The 16508-nt window shown below is 71.5% G+C and carries 17 protein-coding genes and 1 tRNA gene; 8 read left to right on the top strand and 10 right to left on the bottom strand.

Annotated elements, in window-relative coordinates; genetic code table 11:
- Window positions 1-6: 6 nt before the first annotated feature.
- The gene (locus ABZV42_RS05830; RefSeq protein ID WP_355981804.1) at window positions 7-855 is read right to left on the bottom strand and encodes a DUF3662 and FHA domain-containing protein; all 849 of its coding nucleotides are present in this window, start codon (window positions 853-855) and stop codon (window positions 7-9) included.
- Complete coding sequence (locus ABZV42_RS05825) at window positions 843-968, bottom strand: hypothetical protein (protein ID WP_355981806.1); 126 nt, start codon at window positions 966-968, stop codon at window positions 843-845. The genes ABZV42_RS05830 and ABZV42_RS05825 overlap by 13 nt, the downstream gene beginning before the upstream one ends.
- Before the next feature lie 472 nt (window positions 969-1440).
- Here ABZV42_RS05825 and ABZV42_RS05820 point away from each other — a divergent pair.
- A tRNA-Leu gene (locus ABZV42_RS05820) sits at window positions 1441-1527 on the top strand.
- Window positions 1528-1724: 197 nt separating this feature from the next.
- Here ABZV42_RS05820 and ABZV42_RS05815 read toward each other — a convergent pair.
- On the bottom strand, window positions 1725-2378 hold the full coding sequence (locus ABZV42_RS05815; RefSeq protein WP_356050971.1) for an NAD(P)H-dependent oxidoreductase: 654 nt from the start codon (window positions 2376-2378) through the stop codon (window positions 1725-1727).
- A gap of 209 nt (window positions 2379-2587) precedes the next feature.
- Between ABZV42_RS05815 and ABZV42_RS05810 the strand changes: the two genes are divergently transcribed.
- The 4 genes from ABZV42_RS05810 to ABZV42_RS05795 all read left to right on the top strand — a co-directional run bounded on the left by ABZV42_RS05810 (window position 2588) and on the right by ABZV42_RS05795 (window position 6443).
- Window positions 2588-2956: a helix-turn-helix domain-containing protein gene (locus tag ABZV42_RS05810; protein ID WP_355981810.1), complete on the top strand. Its 369-nt coding sequence runs from the start codon at window positions 2588-2590 to the stop codon at window positions 2954-2956.
- A 169-nt stretch (window positions 2957-3125) separates the two neighbouring features.
- Window positions 3126-4739 (top strand): DUF2252 domain-containing protein, encoded by a 1614-nt coding sequence (locus tag ABZV42_RS05805; RefSeq protein WP_355981812.1) that lies wholly within the window; start codon window positions 3126-3128, stop codon window positions 4737-4739.
- A 376-nt stretch (window positions 4740-5115) separates the two neighbouring features.
- A complete protein-coding gene (locus tag ABZV42_RS05800; RefSeq protein ID WP_356051054.1) occupies window positions 5116-6060 on the top strand; it encodes a hypothetical protein in 945 nt (314 codons plus the stop codon).
- Between the two features lie 35 nt (window positions 6061-6095).
- Window positions 6096-6443, top strand: a complete 348-nt coding sequence (locus ABZV42_RS05795) for a rhodanese-like domain-containing protein (protein WP_355981814.1) — start codon at window positions 6096-6098, stop codon at window positions 6441-6443.
- Between the two features lie 77 nt (window positions 6444-6520).
- On the opposite strand, the gene ABZV42_RS05790 is transcribed toward ABZV42_RS05795, so the two are convergent.
- The 6 genes from ABZV42_RS05790 to paaA all read right to left on the bottom strand — a co-directional run bounded on the left by ABZV42_RS05790 (window position 6521) and on the right by paaA (window position 11405).
- Window positions 6521-7654: an acyl-CoA dehydrogenase family protein gene (locus tag ABZV42_RS05790; protein ID WP_356050970.1), complete on the bottom strand. Its 1134-nt coding sequence runs from the start codon at window positions 7652-7654 to the stop codon at window positions 6521-6523.
- 119 nt (window positions 7655-7773) lie between these two features.
- Window positions 7774-8838 carry a 2Fe-2S iron-sulfur cluster-binding protein gene (locus tag ABZV42_RS05785; RefSeq protein ID WP_356050969.1) on the bottom strand — a complete coding sequence of 355 codons (1065 nt, stop codon included), beginning with the start codon at window positions 8836-8838 and terminating at the stop codon, window positions 7774-7776.
- Window positions 8838-9371 (bottom strand): 1,2-phenylacetyl-CoA epoxidase subunit PaaD, encoded by a 534-nt coding sequence (paaD, locus tag ABZV42_RS05780; RefSeq protein ID WP_355981820.1) that lies wholly within the window; start codon window positions 9369-9371, stop codon window positions 8838-8840. Before paaD ends, ABZV42_RS05785 begins: the two co-directional genes overlap by 1 nt.
- Window positions 9365-10084, bottom strand: a complete 720-nt coding sequence (gene paaC, locus ABZV42_RS05775) for a 1,2-phenylacetyl-CoA epoxidase subunit PaaC (RefSeq protein ID WP_355981823.1) — start codon at window positions 10082-10084, stop codon at window positions 9365-9367. Before paaC ends, paaD begins: the two co-directional genes overlap by 7 nt.
- Window positions 10081-10368, bottom strand: a complete 288-nt coding sequence (gene paaB / locus ABZV42_RS05770) for a 1,2-phenylacetyl-CoA epoxidase subunit PaaB (RefSeq protein ID WP_164372737.1) — start codon at window positions 10366-10368, stop codon at window positions 10081-10083. Before paaB ends, paaC begins: the two co-directional genes overlap by 4 nt.
- Window positions 10365-11405 (bottom strand): 1,2-phenylacetyl-CoA epoxidase subunit PaaA, encoded by a 1041-nt coding sequence (paaA, locus tag ABZV42_RS05765; RefSeq protein WP_356050968.1) that lies wholly within the window; start codon window positions 11403-11405, stop codon window positions 10365-10367. Before paaA ends, paaB begins: the two co-directional genes overlap by 4 nt.
- Window positions 11406-11667: 262 nt before the next feature.
- Between paaA and ABZV42_RS05760 the strand changes: the two genes are divergently transcribed.
- From ABZV42_RS05760 to ABZV42_RS05750, 3 genes are read left to right on the top strand one after another with little or no spacing between them, the layout of a single operon-like run.
- Window positions 11668-12654: a DUF5819 family protein gene (locus ABZV42_RS05760; RefSeq protein WP_356050967.1), complete on the top strand. Its 987-nt coding sequence runs from the start codon at window positions 11668-11670 to the stop codon at window positions 12652-12654.
- Window positions 12651-13883: an HTTM domain-containing protein gene (locus ABZV42_RS05755; RefSeq protein WP_356050966.1), complete on the top strand. Its 1233-nt coding sequence runs from the start codon at window positions 12651-12653 to the stop codon at window positions 13881-13883. The genes ABZV42_RS05760 and ABZV42_RS05755 overlap by 4 nt, the downstream gene beginning before the upstream one ends.
- A complete protein-coding gene (locus ABZV42_RS05750; protein WP_355981831.1) occupies window positions 13880-14629 on the top strand; it encodes a TrmH family RNA methyltransferase in 750 nt (249 codons plus the stop codon). The genes ABZV42_RS05755 and ABZV42_RS05750 overlap by 4 nt, the downstream gene beginning before the upstream one ends.
- A gap of 20 nt (window positions 14630-14649) precedes the next feature.
- Here ABZV42_RS05750 and paaN read toward each other — a convergent pair whose 3' ends face one another.
- Window positions 14650-16365 carry a phenylacetic acid degradation protein PaaN gene (paaN, locus tag ABZV42_RS05745; RefSeq protein WP_355981833.1) on the bottom strand — a complete coding sequence of 572 codons (1716 nt, stop codon included), beginning with the start codon at window positions 16363-16365 and terminating at the stop codon, window positions 14650-14652.
- Window positions 16366-16508 lie beyond the last annotated feature (143 nt).

Here is a 16508-nt window from a genome sequence, read left to right as displayed (position 1 = left end):
CCCGCTTCACCCTTCGGCTTGCCGGTAAATGATGGTGGTGCTGCCCACGACGATCCGCGAGCCGTCGCGGAGCGTAGCGCGGGTTGTGTGCTGCCCGTCCACCACGATGCCGTTGGTGGACCCGAGATCCTGGATCGTCGAGGGCGTTCCGGTCCGGATCTCACAGTGCCGGCGCGATACGCCGGGGTCGTCGATCCGCACGTCGGCTTCGGTGCTGCGGCCCAGCACCAGCGTCGGGCGGGAGATCTGGTGGCGTGAGCCATTGATCTCGACCCAGTGCCGCATACGGCCACCCGCCGCCGGGGCGGCCGGGGGCCGGGCACCCATGGGTGCCGCGCCCGGACGGCCGCCGGGCGGCGGCGCGGACGGCATGGGGGGAGCGGCCGAGGGCGGGTAGCCGTAGCCACCCTGACCCTGGGCTCCGCGGGGGCCCGCCGGGGCGGGGCCCGCGGGGGCGCGCTCGGGAGACTGCTGGTTGGCGGAGGAGGCGAGCGTACGGCTGCGGACCCGGTACAGGCCGGTGTCGAGGTCGTCCGCCTTCTCCAGATGGACCTTGATGGGGCCCATGAAGGTGTAGCGCTGCTGCTTGGCGTAGTCGCGGACCATGCCGGCGAGCTCGTCGCCGAGCTGGCCGGAGTACGGGCTGAGGCGCTCGAAGTCCGGCGTGCTCAGCTCGACGATGAAGTCGTTCGGGACGACGGTCCGGTCGCGGTTCCAGATCGTGGCGTTGTTGTCGCACTCGCGCTGAAGCGCGCCGGCGATCTCCACGGGCTGGACCTCGGACTTGAACACCTTGGCGAAGGTGCCGTTGACCAGACCTTCGAGACGCTGCTCGAACTTCTTCAGGACTCCCATGGGGCACCTCCTCCGTCGTTGCCGTCCTGGTACAGCTTGCTGTCGTCTTCCTGGCCCTGCTGGACCAGCCCGGCCGGTAGGCCTCGCTGGTACTGCTTACTGATCGTATCCACGCGTCGGGAAATCGGCTGGTTCCCCCTGTCGGCACGGTCGACGGGTTGTCGACACCTTCCGAAGTCCCCTCCCGAAGTTCCCTGAGAGGCCCCTCTTCGAACTCTTCCCGGCACTGCTTCTGCCATGGATCGTAGAGGCGCCCCACGACCAGTGTCCCGCACCTGACTGTGCGGCCCGCCCGACTCCTGGAGAGATGCGCCGGACCGGTACGAGGTTGATACGTGAACCGGTTCTGTCTGAAACCTGTGACGCGGGCCGGGGTGCTGGTGGGGCGGGGGACGCGGAGCCGCTCGGGCCGGGAGGCCGGGCAGGGCAAGGGCACCGGGCCCGCGGTCGTGGGGCCTGCCGGGGGCGCCGGACGGGCGGTGGGGCCAGGGGAAAGTGATGTGATTCCACCCCTGCCAGCGTGCTAATCTTCTGCATGTCGGAAGGCGCCCGCGGCGAAAGCGGGAGACGGAAGACACACCCAATGCGCGGGTGGCGGAATAGGCAGACGCGCTGGATTCAGGTTCCAGTGCCCGAAAGGGCGTGGGGGTTCAACTCCCCCCTCGCGCACCAGCCGAAAGCCCCTCAGGTCCTCGACCTGAGGGGCTTTCGCGTTGTCCGGGGCTCCTCCGGTGCCGCTCCCCGCCCCGGCCGCTTTCCCACCTTCCGGTGTGAGGTCGCGTGCCGGGGAGTGCGGCTCGTCACGGGTCGCGCGGACGGCCGGCGGCCGCTGTGAAGTGTGACGATGCTCTCATGCGGGTGCGCCGTGGTCAGGCGGCGAGGCGCGCGGCGACCTTCTTCGCCCGGGCGGCCGCGTCGTCGAGGGCCTTGCTCCGGGACGCCTCGAAGAGCGGGACCAGGTCGGACATCGCCGGGTTGTGCGGGGCCATGGTGAGCTCCGGGACGATGAATTCGACGTCGAGGGCGAGCATGTCGCCCAGTACCGCCCCCAGATAGTTCTGCACGTACTCGAAGCCCTCGCGCGGAGTGCCCGGCGCGTACGAGCCGCCACGGCTGGCGACGACGGTGACCGGGGTGCCCTTGGTCTTCGCGTCCTCGGCCATGGCGGTGCGCCCGATGAGGACGATGTTGTCCAGCCATGCCTTCAGGGTCGAGGGGATGGAGAAGTTGTACATGGGGGCGCCGATCAGGATCGCGTCCGCGTTCTCCACCTCCTCGATCAGCTTCAGGCGTGCGGCGAAGGCCTCGGCCTGCCCGGGGGTGTGCGTGTCAGGGGCGGCGAAACCGGCGGTGTGGGCATCGGCCGTGATGTGCGGCACGGGAGTCGCGGCGAGGTCGCGGTAGACGACCGTGCCGTCGGGGTGCTGTTCCTCCCAGGCCGCGCGGAAGGCGTCCGTCACGGCACGCGAGGTGGAGGCGCCGTCCGGGGAGACGGACGAGTCGATGTGGAGGAGGGTGGCCATGGTGATCTCCAGGCAAAAGGGATGTATAGGGGCGGGCGTCGACATCAGGAGTGGGACCGGGTCCCGGATGGGGGGCTGTGAAGCGGATCAGGGCAGGGCTGTCGCAGGGGCCGAGTCGCCCTGACGAGCTTCTCTTTCGTTCCTAACTAGAGATAACACAGGAACTTACTTTTTTTCATCCCCTTGTATGGGCGCAGTACCCTGGGCACATGGCAGAACCGGGAAGCCACGCGGCGGGTCCGTGTCAGAAGGTCGACGACGGCATGACCCGTGTCTTCACGCTGCTCGGAAAGCGATGGACGGGTCTCGTCGTCGCGGTCCTGATGCAGCAGCCCGTCCATTTCGCCGATCTGCGCCGGGCCATCCCCGGCATCAGCGAGCGGATGCTCTCGGACCGGCTCACCGAACTCGGCGCGGCCGGACTGGTCGTGCGCAAGGTCAACGAGGGTCCGCCGCTGAGGGTTTGCTACGCCCTGACGGAGGCGGGCGCGGCGCTCGAACCGGCCCTGAAGGAGCTCGGGTCCTGGGCGGAGAGGCATCTGCCGGAGGGCGGTCCCTGCCAGGAGCGGCTGCGATAGCGCGCGAGGGCGCGAGGGCGCGAGGCGGCTCGCTCGAGCTGTGCGCGCGGGTGCGTTCGCGGCTTCTCCCCCGGGTGCGGGCGAGTTGTCCACAGGGTCTGACACGTTTTCCCGACCGGCTGTACGGTCAGCACGAGTTGATGTTCGTGCGCGGGGGGAGGCGGTCGTGATGACCGAGGTCGGTACAGCGGGGGCGGAACGACGGACGGCGCCGACGGAACGGGCCGGGCTGGTCGAGCAGGCCGGTTCGGAACGGCAGGAGGGCGCCGACGGGCAGTTGGCGGGTGCGTCCTCGCAGGCGCCCGGGAGCGCGTCCGTGCCGGAGCGCGGGGGTGCGTCCGTGCCGGAGCCCGGGACGCTGCCTTCGTCCGGGGACGGGCCGGCGGCCGAGGCGTTCGGGGTCCGGTCCTTCGCGGTTCCCGGGTTCTCCGCCTGGCCGGTGAAGGGGTCGCCCAAGGAGGCGGGGAAGGCCCTGCGCGGGCGGGTCCCGCGCGCGGCGCACGCCGAACTCCTGACGGATGCCGACCGGCCGGACGCCGTCGCCGCGGTCGAGGAGTCGAACCGGGGCCGGATCCCCGAGCTCACCCCGATAAGGGTCGGCAGGATGGCGGCCACCCCCTTCGCGTTCCTGCGCGGCAGCGCGGGCCTCATGGCGTACGACCTCGCCCGCACCCCCATGACCGGCGTCAGCGCCCAGATCTGCGGTGACGCGCACGCGGCGAACTTCGGCCTGTACGGCGACGCCCGCGGCGGCCTGGTCATCGATCTGAACGACTTCGACGAGACGGTGGACGGCCCCTGGGAGTGGGACCTCAAGCGCCTCGCCACCTCCCTCGTGCTCGCGGGCAGGGAAGCCGGAGCGGACGAGGACACCTGTCGCGACGCCGCGCGGGACTGCGTGGGCGCGTACCGCCGCACCATGCGACTGCTGGCCAAGCTGCCGGTGCTGGACGCCTGGAACGCCATCGCCGACGAGGAACTCGTCTCGCACACCGACGCCCATGACCTGCTCGGCACTCTGGAGCGGGTCTCCGAGAAGGCGCGGGCCAATACCAGCGGACGCTTCGCCGCCAAGTCGACCGAGGCCGTGGAAGGCGGTGGCCGCCGGTTCGTCGACGCGGCACCCGTGCTGCGCCGCGTTCCCGACAAGGAGGCGGCCGCGGTCGCGGCGTCCCTGGAGCACTATCTGACGACCCTCTCCGAGGACCGTCTGCCGTTGCTCGCCCGCCACGCGGTGCACGACGTCGCCTTCCGCGTCGTCGGCACCGGCAGCGTCGGCACCCGCTCGTACGTGGTGCTGCTCCTGGACCACCGCGGCGAACCTCTGGTCCTCCAGGTCAAGGAGGCCCGTGCCTCGGCGCTGCTGCCGCATCTGGCGACCATCGGCCATCCGGTGCCCGAGGTCGCCCACGAGGGTCGCCGTGTCGTCCTCGGCCAGAAGCGGATGCAGGTCGTCAGCGACATCCTTCTGGGCTGGACCTCGGTCGACGGCCTGCCCTACCAGGTACGCCAGTTCCGCAACCGCAAGGGCAGCGTCGACCCTGCCGCGCTGCCCGCCGACCACATCGACGACTACGGCCGCATGACCGGCGCCCTGCTGGCACGCGCCCACAGCCACAGCGCCGACCCGCGCCTGATAGCCGGTTACTGCGGCAAGAACGAGGAGCTGGACGAGGCCGTCGCCTCCTTCGCCGTCGCCTACGCGGACCGCACCGAGGCGGACCACGCGGCCCTGACGACGGCGGTCCGCAACGGACGGATCGCTTCCGAACCGGGGGTGTGACCGGGGGAGAGACGGTGGCGATGCCGGTGGGGCTGCCCGTGTCTCTGCCTGTGTCCCCGCCTGTGCCGTCTGTATCCCTGCTCGTGCCGGTACCAGCACCGTTGCGTGTCGGCGTCGGCGTCGGCGTCGGCGTCGGTGCCGGCTCCGGGGTCGGGATGATCGGGGTGGTTGGGGTCAATGGGGTCGTTGTGGCCGGTCAGGTGGATGTAGGGGCGGGGAAGGCAGTGAGCCCCGGGGGAGTGTGGCCTACGCTGGTCGGGTGACGACCCCGGAAGCCGATCAGAGTCAGCCCGAGCCCGCCTTCGAGGGGGGCCGGGAGCACTCCGGTGCCCCGGAGGGCGAGACGACCCACACCTCCCCCGGCGACGACGGCCGCATCGCCGGCGCGGAGGGCGCGGACGCCGCTTCCGGCGCCCCTTCCAACGCCTCTTCCGACGCCACGTCCGGGTCCCGGACGCCTGAACAGGGCGAAGGGCAGCCCGACGGGCAGGGCGAGGCTCCGGCCGATGAGGGCGGGAGCCCGGCTCCGCGTGGGGAGGACCGGCCCGAGGCACGCCTCGAGCGGGCCGTGCGAGCGGCCGAGCAGGCGTTGATCGAGTTCGAGATCGCCGTGGAGACCTTCCGCGTCGAGGTCGAGAACTTCTCCCGCCTGCATCACCAGAAGCTCGGTCCGATGTACTCCCGGCTCGACGAACTGGAAGCCCAGATCGCCGAGGCGCGTGCCGCGCGCACGGGCGACCCGGAGGACATATTCAAGGCGCACGAGGCACGGGCGCGAGTCATGCCCATGCCCGGTGTCGAGGAGCTGTTCCACGGCTGGATGGACTCCGACGGTCTGTTCCCCGAGGCCGTGGCCATGCTCACGGACCAGCCCGTCCGGCCTCCGCAGCGCGTGCGTCCGAGCGAGGAGGCCCGCAAGCTCTTCCGCGAGCTGGTGCGCAAGGCTCACCCGGATCTCGCGCAGGACGACGGCGAGCGCAAGCGGCGTGACGAGTTCATCTCCCGTGTGAACACCGCGTACGCCCGGGGCGACGAGGCGTTGCTGCGGGAGCTGGCCGCGGAGTGGGCCGCCGGTCCCGCGCCCGAGGAGTGGAAGCCGAGCCGCAGCGAGGAGCTCTACGCCCGCCTCGAATGGCTGTCCCAGCGCAAGGAGATGCTCACCCTCGTCGCCCGCGAGCTGGAGGAGGGCGCCATCGGCGCCATGCTCAAGCTGGCGCCGGAAGACCCGGACCGTCTTCTGGAGGAGATCGCCGAACAGCTGCTGACGCAGGTCGGTGAGCGCGAGTACGAGCTGGCGACGCTGATCTCCCAGGCTCCCTGACCTTCGCACCGGCGCGGTCGGGTAGCGTCGGAGGCATGAGTTTCGGAGCTGGTGTGCCCACGGTCGGGGTCGGCAATCTCGCGGTCGACGACTTCCTGCTGGACGTCCGGGAGGACGACGAGTGGGAGGCGGGTCACGCCCAGGGGGCGCTGCACATTCCCATGAGCGACTTCGTCGCCCGGTTCGGCGAGCTGACCGAGGCGGCCCCTCAGGACGGCCGGGTCAACGTGATCTGCCGTTCCGGCGGCCGTTCGGCCCAGGTGACCATGTACCTCGTCCAGCAGGGCATCGACGCCGCGAACGTCGAGGGCGGCATGCAGTCCTGGGAGACCGTCGGCCGCCCGGTCGTGAACGCCAAGGGCGAGCCCGGCTTCGTGCTGTAGCCCGGGCCCGCTCACTCCGGGGACGCAGGGCCGGGTTTCGGGCCGGCCCTGTCACCTCACTCCGGCGAGTGCGCCGCTCACCCCAGCGAGTGCGCCGCCAGCAGGTCGCCCAGGGCTTCCTCGTGTGCCGCCGCCGGGCCGAGCGACAGTTCCAGTTGCTTGGCCCAGGCGTGGTACCGGTGCAGCGCGTACTCGGTGTCGGCGCCGAACCCTCCGTGCAGATGCTGGGCGGTCTGCACGACCCGGCGCACCCCTTCGGACGCCCAGATCTTCGCCACGGCCACATCACCGCCGGCCGGCAGCGCGCCGTCGGCTCCCGTGCTGATCCGCCACGCGGCCTGCCAGAGCGTCGCCTCCATCGCGCGCAGGTCGATGTAGCGGTCGGCGGCCTGGACGGCGACCGCCTGGAACGTGGCGACCGGGAACCCGAACTGCTCCCGCCGGCTCGTGTACGCGCTCGTCATCCGGAGCACTTCCTCCCCGAGTCCGAGCGCCAGCGCGCAGGTCCCGGTGGCCAGCAGGTCGCGCAGCCACTCCCACGCCCCCGGCGCGTCGATGACGTACCCGGCGGCGATCCGGGCGGACTCCAGCCGCAGTTCGCCGAGCCGTTCACCGGTCGTGGAGATCTGCTCGCCGAGTACGGCCCCCTCGTGGTCGCGGGGAATCAGGGCGAGGACGGTCCGGTCGGCGTCCGTGTGCGCGGGCACGACGACGAAGTCGGCGTCGAAGGCCCAGGGGACCGCCGTCTGTACACCGTCCAGCACCCACCCCGCACCGTCCTGGCGTGCGGTCACGGCGAGTTCGGCCGGATCGTGACCGGTCCTGCCGTTGGCGGCGACGGTCAGTACGAGTTCGCCCCGGCCGGCCCGAGCCGCCACCGCCGTCCGCAGCTCCTTGCCGCCGTGGCGTTGCACCGCTGCGGTCGCCGCGCTGTTCTCCAGCAGCGGTACCCGTGCCAGCACCTTCGCCGACTCCCGCAGCACGAGACACAGCGCGATCGCGTCGAGGCCCGCCCCGCCGGACTCCTCGTCGAGCAGCAGGCTCAGCAGGTCCGCGTCGGCGAGCCGCGCCCACAGGGGCCGGTCGAAGTCCTCGGCGACCGCGCCCGGGGTGAGCGCGGGACTGGGCACCTCGTCGGGAGAGACACCGGAGAACACCCCCTGCGCCGCCTCGACCGCCGCCTGCTGCTCCTCGGTGAAGGTGAAGTCCACGATCCCGTCCTCCCGCACACGCGCCGGACCAACGACCAGACAGAAAGCCTGATCTGACGGTGCGTCAAGATAGAACAGGTTCTACGAGAAGGGAACGGCCGACGAGCGGCCGCTCCTTCTCAGCGGTCGAAGTCCAGCTCGACCTTCTCCGTGGCGGGATGGGACTGACAGGCCAGTACGTACCCGGCCTCCGTCTCCTCCGGTTCCAGCGCGAAGTTGCGGTCCATCCGCACCTCGCCCGAGACCAGGAACGCCCGGCAGGTGCCGCACACGCCCCCCTTGCAGGCGTAGGGCGCGTCCGGACGGTTGCGCAGGACCGCGTCCAGCAGCGACTCGCCGTCCTGGACGGGCCAGGTGCCGCCGCGACCGTCGAGCCGTGCGGTCACCGTGCTGTGCGCGGGAGCCGGTATGGCGGAAGGAGCCGTGGTGGCGGCGTCCACGTGGAAGATCTCCTGGTGCACGCGCGTCCGGGACACCCCGAGCTCACGCAGCGCCCCCTCGGCGCCCTCCACGAGCCCCAGGGGGCCGCACAGGAACCATCCGGCCACCCGGTCGACGGGAAGCAGCGCCGGAAGCAGCCCGGCCAGCCGCTCCCGGTCGAGCCGGCCGGACGGCAGCCCGGCCTGCTGTTCCTCCCGGGAGAGGACGGTCACCAGCTGGAACCGCTGCGGATAGCGGTCCTTGAGGTCGGCGACCTCCTCCAGGAACATCGTCGAGGCCGTCGTGCGGTCGCTGCGGATCAGGCAGAAGCGCGCGTCGGGCTCCCGCGCCAGCAGCGTCGAGACGATCGACAGCACCGGGGTGATCCCACTGCCGCCCACCACCGCCGCGTACAGGCCGGCCGAGGGGTCCAGCGTGAAGCGTCCCGCCGGAATCATCACCTCCACCTCGTCGCCGACGGCGATCTCCTTGAGCGCGTACGTCGAGAACGCGCCTCCGTCGACCAGGCGAACGCCGACCCGCAGGGTGCGCGGCGCCTCGCCGTCGGGGGAGGGTGCCGGTGAGCAGATGGAGTACGTGCGGCGGATCTCCGCGCCGTCGACCGTGCGGCGCAGCGCCAGATGCTGGCCCGCGGCATGGCGGTAGTCCTCGCGCAGTTCGGCGGGCACCGTGAAGGTCAGGGCCACGGAGTCGTCGGTGATCCGGTCGACCGCGGCCACCGTGAGCGGGTGGAAGCGGGCCATCACAACTCCTTGAAGTGGTCGAACGGTTCGCGGCAGGACAGACAGCGGCGCAGCGCCTTGCACGCGGTGGAGGAGAACCGGCTGAGCAGTTCGGTGTCGGCCGATCCGCAGGACGGGCAGCGGACGGGCTCCAGTTCCGGTTCGGCCGTGACCGTCCGGGTCGGCCCCAGGTCGAGAGCCACCGGTCCGGCCGGGCGGGTGCCCCGTGGCGGCGCTATCCCGAACTCCCGCAGTTTGCGGCGGCCTTCGTCCGAGATGTCGTCGGTCGACCAGGCGGGGCTGAGGACCGTGCGCACGGACACCTCGCGTACGCCGTGCTCGTGGAGCACCCGCTCGATGTCCGCGGACATGGCCTCGACGGCCGGGCAGCCGGTGTAGGTCGGGGTCAGTTCGACCTCGACGCTGTCCGTGCCGCGGACGTGCACGGCACGCAGTACCCCGAGGTCCTCCAGGGTGAGAACGGGCAGCTCGGGGTCGAGCACGGAGCCGGCCAGCCGGCGCAGCTCCTCCTCGAGGGCGGTGGTCGTCACCATGACGCCCCCGGGTGGCTGCGGTGCAGGTGCTGCATCTCGGCGATCATCCGCCCGAAGGACTCGGTGTGCAGACCCTGGCGTCCGGCACCGGCCGCCCAGGCCCCGGACTGCGGACCCTCGGGGACCTTCAGGGTGGCGCGGCGCAGGGTGGCCCCCACGGACTCCAGCCAGGCGGCCCGCATCCCGTCCCAGTCGATGCCGACGCCGTCGAGCGGCTGGAACATCTCGCCGGTGAAGCGCCACAGCGCCAGGCACGCCCGGCTCATCCGCTCGTGGCTCTCGTCCGTGCCGTCGCCGAGGCGCAGGGTCCACTGCTCGGCGTGGTCCTGGTGGTAGGCGACCTCTTTGACGGCCTTGGCGGCGAGGGGGGCGAACTCGCTCTCCCCGGATGCCAGTTGTGTGTAGAGAAGCCGCTGGTAGGTGGAGAAGTAGAGCTGCCGGGCGATGGTGTGCGCGAAGTCGCCGTTCGGCTGCTCGACGAGCTGGAGGTTGCGGAAGGCCCGCTCCTCGCGGAGATACGCCAGCTCGTCCTCGTCGCCGGCCATGGACAGCAGGACGCGGGCCTGGCCGAGCAGGTCCAGCGCGATGTTGGCCAGGGCGACCTCCTCTTCGAGGACGGGCGCGTGGCCGGCCCACTCCCCCAGCCGGTGCGAGAGCACCAGGGCGTCGTCGCCGAGGGCCAGGGCGGCCGTGGTGTTCACGGTGAGCGTCACAGGTGCTTCACCCCTTCCGGGATCTCGTAGAACGTCGGGTGGCGGTAGGGCTTGTCGGCGGACGGCTCGAAGAACGGGTCCTTCTCGTCGGGCGAGGAGGCCGTGACGGCGGCGGACGGGACCACCCAGATCGAGACGCCCTCGCCGCGGCGCGTGTACAGATCGCGGGCGTTGCGCAGGGCCAGCTCGGCGTCCGGCGCGTGCAGGCTGCCGGCGTGGGTGTGCGAGAGCCCGCGGCGCGAACGCACGAAGACCTCCCACAGCGGCCAGTCGGTGTTCGTCATGCTCGGGTCGCTCCTGTCTCACCGGTCGTGCTCGTCGAGCCGACGGCGTGGCTCGTGTGCTTGTCCGCGTAGACCGCGGCCGCCTCCCGTACCCACGCGCCCTCCTCGTGGGCGCGCCGGCGCTGGGTGATCCGTAGGTCGTTGCACGGGCCGTTGCCCTTGAGGACCTCCCAGAACTCCGTCCAGTCGATGGCGCCGAAGTCGTGGTGTCCCCGCTCCTCGTTCCACACCAGGTCCGGGTCGGGCAGGGTCAGGCCGAGGGATTCGGCCTGGGGCACGGCTATGTCGACGAAACGCTGGCGCAGCTCGTCGTTCGAGTGGCGCTTGATCTTCCACGCCATCGACTGGGCGGAGTGCGAGGACTCGTCGTCGGGCGGGCCGAACATCATCAGGGAGGGCCACCACCAGCGGTCGACCGCGTCCTGCGCCATCGCGTGCTGCTCGGGGGTGCCCTGGCTCAGGGCGAGCAGCAGCTCGTACCCCTGCCGCTGGTGGAAGGACTCCTCCTTGCACACGCGGATCATGGCGCGCGCGTACGGGCCGTACGAGCAGCGGCACAGGGGGACCTGGTTGGTGATCGCCGCGCCGTCCACGAGCCAGCCGATGGCGCCGACGTCGGCCCAGGTCAGCGTCGGGTAGTTGAAGATCGACGAGTACTTCTGGCGGCCGGAGTGCAGCTTGTCCAGCAGTTCGTCGCGGCCGACGCCGAGGGTCTCGGCCGCGCTGTACAGGTACAGGCCGTGGCCCGCCTCGTCCTGGACCTTCGCCATCAGGATCGCCTTGCGGCGCAGCGAGGGCGCGCGCGTGATCCAGTTGGCTTCCGGCTGCATGCCGATGATCTCGGAGTGGGCGTGCTGGGCGATCTGGCGGACCAGGGTGGAGCGGTAGGCGTCGGGCATCCAGTCGCGGGGCTCGATGCGTTCGTCGGCCGCCACCGCGGCGTCGAAGACCGCCTCGTATGCCGCTGTGCGCGCCGCTTCGTCGGCGGCTTCGTCCGCCTCTGTGCGGGCCGTTCGGTGCGCTGATGCTGTCGCCATGCGGTCCCCCTCGACCTCTCGCTCCCGACCGACCGATCGTTCGGTCCATTCGCAACAATGGTCGGCCGAGCGCCGTACGGTGTCAACCGCTGTGGATAACCTCATGCGCGCCCATGCGGCCGTTGTGACACATGGGGCTGTGCCGGATGGTCGGCTCTGAGTACGGTTCGCTTGCGAACGTCGTGGCGCGAGGCGACGCGGCGGTACGGTGCCCGCAGTCCGGCGGCCCGCCGTCGGATTCGGGATCGTGAATCGGGGCGGGATGGACGCGAAGGACGAGGGCTCGAAGCGGGAGCCGGGTTCGGTCGCGCCCGAGGGGGGCGCGCCGGGCGGGGCCACCGGCGGTACGCCGTTGCCCGGCCCGCGGCCCGCCGAGGAGGAAGCGGCGACCGACGAGGGGTCCACCGGCGAACCGCGGGCGGGCGTTCCGCCGACCGGGGCGGAGGTTTCCCCGGAGTCCGGGGGCAGTGGCCCCGAAGGCGCCGGGTCCGGACCGGCGACCGGTCCGGAGCCCGAGGCGACCGGGTCCGACGCGCGTGCCTTCGCCGAGTACCCCGCGGAGGACGGCTGTCCCGGGGACGGGGCTCCCGTGGGGCTCGCCGCGCTGTCCCTCGGCCATCAGATCGTCGCCGCCCTCGCCCTCGCCGCCGTGGCCGTCGCCGCCTGTGCGCACCTCGGGATGGTGTTCCTGCATGTCGCGCCCTCGAACACGGTGACGAAGCAGCACGGCCGCGCGATCGACGACTGGATCTACCCCGAGTTCGAGCAGAACTGGAAGCTCTTCGCCCCCAACCCCTTGCAGCAGGACATCGCGGTCCAGGTCCGTGCCCTGGTCCGCGCGGCGGACGGCACCAGCCGCGAGACCGGCTGGTACGACCTGTCCGCGCTCGACGGGCTGGCCATCGACGGGAATCCGGTGCCGAGCCACACCCAGCAGAACGAACTGCGCCGCGCCTGGGACTTCTACGCGGCCACGCACGACGGCGAGAACCGTCCCGTGGGCCTGCGCGGCGACCTCTCGGAGCGTTATCTGGGCCGCATCGGCGTGCTGCGTCTCGACCGCGAGCACGCGGGCGGTGAGGGCGCCGTCGTCGAACGCGTCCAGTTCCGCTCCCTCACTACGGACGTGCCGCCTCCACGGTGGAGCGACGAGAAGGTGTCCGGCCGGCCCGTCGTCCGTGAGCTGCCCTGGTGGGCCGTTCCCGGGAGCGACCGCCCGGACGCGCCGACGGAGGCGAGCGCCCGGTGAGCCGCCCCGTTCCGACGATCGCGCGCGGCATCGCCCGGGTCACCGAGTCCGCCCTCGGCCCGTACCAGAGCGCCGTGATCCGTATCGGCTTCGCCGCCACCTGGCTGCTGTTCCTGCTGCGCGAGTACCCCCACCGCCAGGAGATGTACGGGCCCGACGGGCCCTGGAGCTGGGACCTCGCCCGGCAGCTCGTCGCGAGCAACCACGCCTTCACGGTCCTGATGTGGTCCGACAGCCGGGTGTGGTTCGAGACCGTCTATCTACTCGCCGTCCTCGCCAGTGCCCTGCTCCTGGTGGGATGGCGGACCCGCGCCGTGTCGGTGCTCTTCATGATCGGCGTGCTGTCCCTTCAGAATCGCAGTGTCTTCATGGGGGACGGCGGGGACAACGTCCTCCACCTGATGGCGATCTACCTGGTGTTCACCCGCTGCGCCCAGGTGTGGTCCCTCGACGCGCGCCGGGACCGCCTCGTCCGCGAGGCACGCGCGCGTGGTGAGCTGACGCGGCCGGACCGAGCAGGCCCCGTGCTGTGGGCGGGGCTCGGGACCGTGCTGGCGGTGGCGACGGGAGCGGGAGGGATCGACGGGGGTGTCCTGGGCGGCTGGCTGACCGTCCTCTGGGGGCTGTGGGCGGTGCAGGCCCTGTGGTGGGCCGCCGGCCGCCTCGCCCGCACCCGGGAGCCGCGCGTCCTGCTGGACGTCATCGGCAACGTCGTGCACAACACTGCACTGATGATCATCATGGCCGAGGCGTGCCTGATCTACGCGACCGCCGGCTGGTACAAGATCCAGGGTTCTCGCTGGCAGGACGGCACCGCCGTCTACTACCCGCTCCACCTGGAGTCCTTCTCCCCGTGGCCGGCCCTGTCCGATCTGCTGTCCGCGCACGGCACGATCGTGATGCTGGTGACGTACGGGACGGTCGTCGTCCAGGTCGCCTTCCCCTTCACCCTGTTCAACCGGCGGGTCAAGAACGTCCTGCTGGCGGCCATGATGACCGAGCACGCCGTGATCGCCGTGGTTCTCGGGCTGCCGTTCTTCTCGCTCGCGATGATCGCCGCCGACGCCGTGTTCCTGCCGACGTCCTTCCTTCTGCGCCTGGGCGGACGGGCGGCACGCGTGCGTGAGTGGCTGTTCTCCGGCCGCCGCCGTGCGGTGCAGGCGCTCCGGGAGCCGGAGCCGGACGTTTCGGAGGAGGCCGGGCACACGCACGTAGGCTTCACCGCATGAATGACCCGGTACGTGCCTGGCGCCAGCTCTTCGACGACTCCGTCCTGCTCGACGGCTTCCACGCCCTCAAGCACGCGGTGCGCTTCGGAGCGAGCGTCCCGGCCGCCGTGACGACCGACCGGCGGGCGGTCCTCGAACTGGCCGACGAACTCGCCCCCGATGTACGCGCCGCTCTCGACGAGATGCTGACCGAGGTCCCGGAGACGGTGTTCACCACCCTCGTGCCGCGCCCGCATCCCACCTCGGTGGCGGCTCTCGCCGTACGTCCCTCACGTGCCGCCAACCTGGAGGCGCTGGCCAGCACGCCCCGTACCGCGCCCGTGGTCGTCCTCGACAATCCGCGCAACCTCGGGAACGCCGGTGCCGTGATCCGGCTCGCGGCCGGCTTCGGCGCGACCGGTGTGGTCACGACAGGCACGCTCGACCCCTGGCACCCCACGGTCGTACGGGGCGGGGCCGGTCTGCACTTCGCGACCGCCGTGGAGCGCCTGACGGTGGACGAGCTGCCGGGGGGCCCGGTGTTCGCGCTCGACCCCGAGGGGGAGGACATCCGGGGAACGAAGCTTCCCGACGACGCCCTGCTCGCCTTCGGCTCGGAGCGCAGCGGGCTGTCCGCCGAACTGCGCTCCCGGGCCGACCACCTGGTCTCGCTGCCGATGCGCCCCCAGGTCTCCAGCTACAACCTCGCGACCAGTGTGGCCATGACGCTGTTCCACTGGAGCGCCGCGGGAGACGCACCGGCGTAGGCGCCCGAAGGCGCCGGGGCTCACGCCTCCCGGCGCACCTCGATCACCCGGAAGCGGTTCGCCACGAACGCTCCGTCGCACAGCGCCGCGTTGGCCGCGGCGTTGCCGCCCGAGCCGTGGAAGTCCGAGAACGCGGCTGTCTGGTTGACGTAGACGCCGCCCGTGAGGTTCAGGGAGAGCTGGGCGCACTCCTCCAGGCAGGCCTCCTGCACCTCGCGCTCGAACACCTCGTCGGTGGTGTACGCGCCGACGGTCATCGCGCCCTTGTCCCGGGTCGTGCGGCGCAGCAGCTCCACGGCGTCCGCGGCCGAGTCGACCGCGACGGCGAAGGAGACCGGACCGAAGCACTCGCTCATGTAGGCCGCCTCGTCGTCGGCGCCCCCGGCGTTCTCCCAGTACTTGCGCGCGCCGTCGAGCTTCACGATCAGCGGCGAGCGTACGACGGCACCCGGGAACTCCGGGTTCTCGATCTGCCGTGAGGGCAGGGCCACGTCGCCGAGTCCGGCGGCGGCCTCCAGGCGGGCCTTCACGTCCGGGTTCACGATGGCGCCGAGCAGCGCGTTCGCGCGGGCGTCGTCGCCGAGGAGTCCGCCGACAGACTTCGCGAGGTCGGCGACCACCTCGTCGTAGGACTTGTGGCCCTCGTCCGTGGAGATGCCGTCGCGCGGGATGAGCAGGTTCTGCGGGGTGGTGCACATCTGGCCGCTGTAGAGCGACAGGGAGAACGCCAGGTTGGACAGCATCCCCTTGTAGTCACCGGCCGACTCCACGATCACCGTGTTGACGCCGGCCTTCTCCGTGTAGACCTGCGCCTGGCGGGCGTTGGCCTCCAGCCAGTCGCCGAAGGCGGTGGAGCCTGTGTAGTCGATGATGCGGATCTCGGGGCGGGTGGCCAGCGCCTTCGCGATGCCCTCGCCGGGACGCTCGGCGGCGAGCGCCACCAGGTTCGGGTCGAAGCCCGCCTCGGTGAGCACCTCGCGCGCGACCTGCACGGTCAGCGCGAGCGGGAGCACCGCGCGCGGGTGGGGCTTCACCAGGACCGCGTTGCCCGTCGCCAGGGAGGCGAACAGGCCCGGATAGCCGTTCCACGTCGGGAAGGTGTTGCAGCCGATCATCAGCGCGATGCCGCGCGGGACGGGCGTGAACCGCTTGGTCAGCGTGAGCGGGTCCCGCTTGCCCTGGGGCTTGCTCCACTCCGCGGCGTCGGGGGTGCGGACCTGCTCCACGTACGCGTAGGCCACCGCCTCCAGACCGCGGTCCTGCGCGTGCGGGCCGCCCGCCTGGAACGCCATCATGAAGGCCTGGCCGCTGGTGTGCATGACCGCGTGCGCGAACTCGTGGGTGCGGTCGCTGATCCGCTTGAGGATCTCCAGGCAGACCACGGCGCGGACCTCCGCGCCCGCGTCGCGCCAGGCGCGCTGCCCCGCGCGCATGGCGGGCAGGAGCGTGTCGATGTCCGCGTGCGGGTACGTGACGCCCAGCTCGATGCCGTACGGCGACACCTCGCCGCCGACCCAGTCGTCCGTGCCGGGCTGGCCCAGGTCGAGGCGGGTGCCGAGGAGGGCGTCGAAGGCGGCCTTGCCCTCGGCCATGCCCAGGCTGCCGTGCTCGCCGTACGCCTTGGGGTGCTCGGGATGCGGGGACCAGTACGCGCGCGTGCGGATCGCTTCCAGCGCCTGGTCGAGGGTGGGCCGGTGCTGGGCGATCAACTGGTGCGCGGTGAGTTCGGCGGCCATCAGGGACCAACTCCTCGTCTCAAGAGCTCCTCGTCGAGCTCGCGAGCTGGGCAGGAATGGACAGTCAGGGTTAGAGTAACCGAACGATCGGTCGGGACAAGGGGGTCCGCCGCATCTGTGGAAAACGCCGTGCGGGAGGATCG

The organism is Streptomyces sp. NPDC005281 (genome assembly GCF_040607495.1).
Taxonomy (GTDB): domain Bacteria; phylum Actinomycetota; class Actinomycetes; order Streptomycetales; family Streptomycetaceae; genus Streptomyces.
Note: the sequence above shows the minus strand (reverse complement) of the source record. Positions and strands in the feature narration are given on the sequence as shown.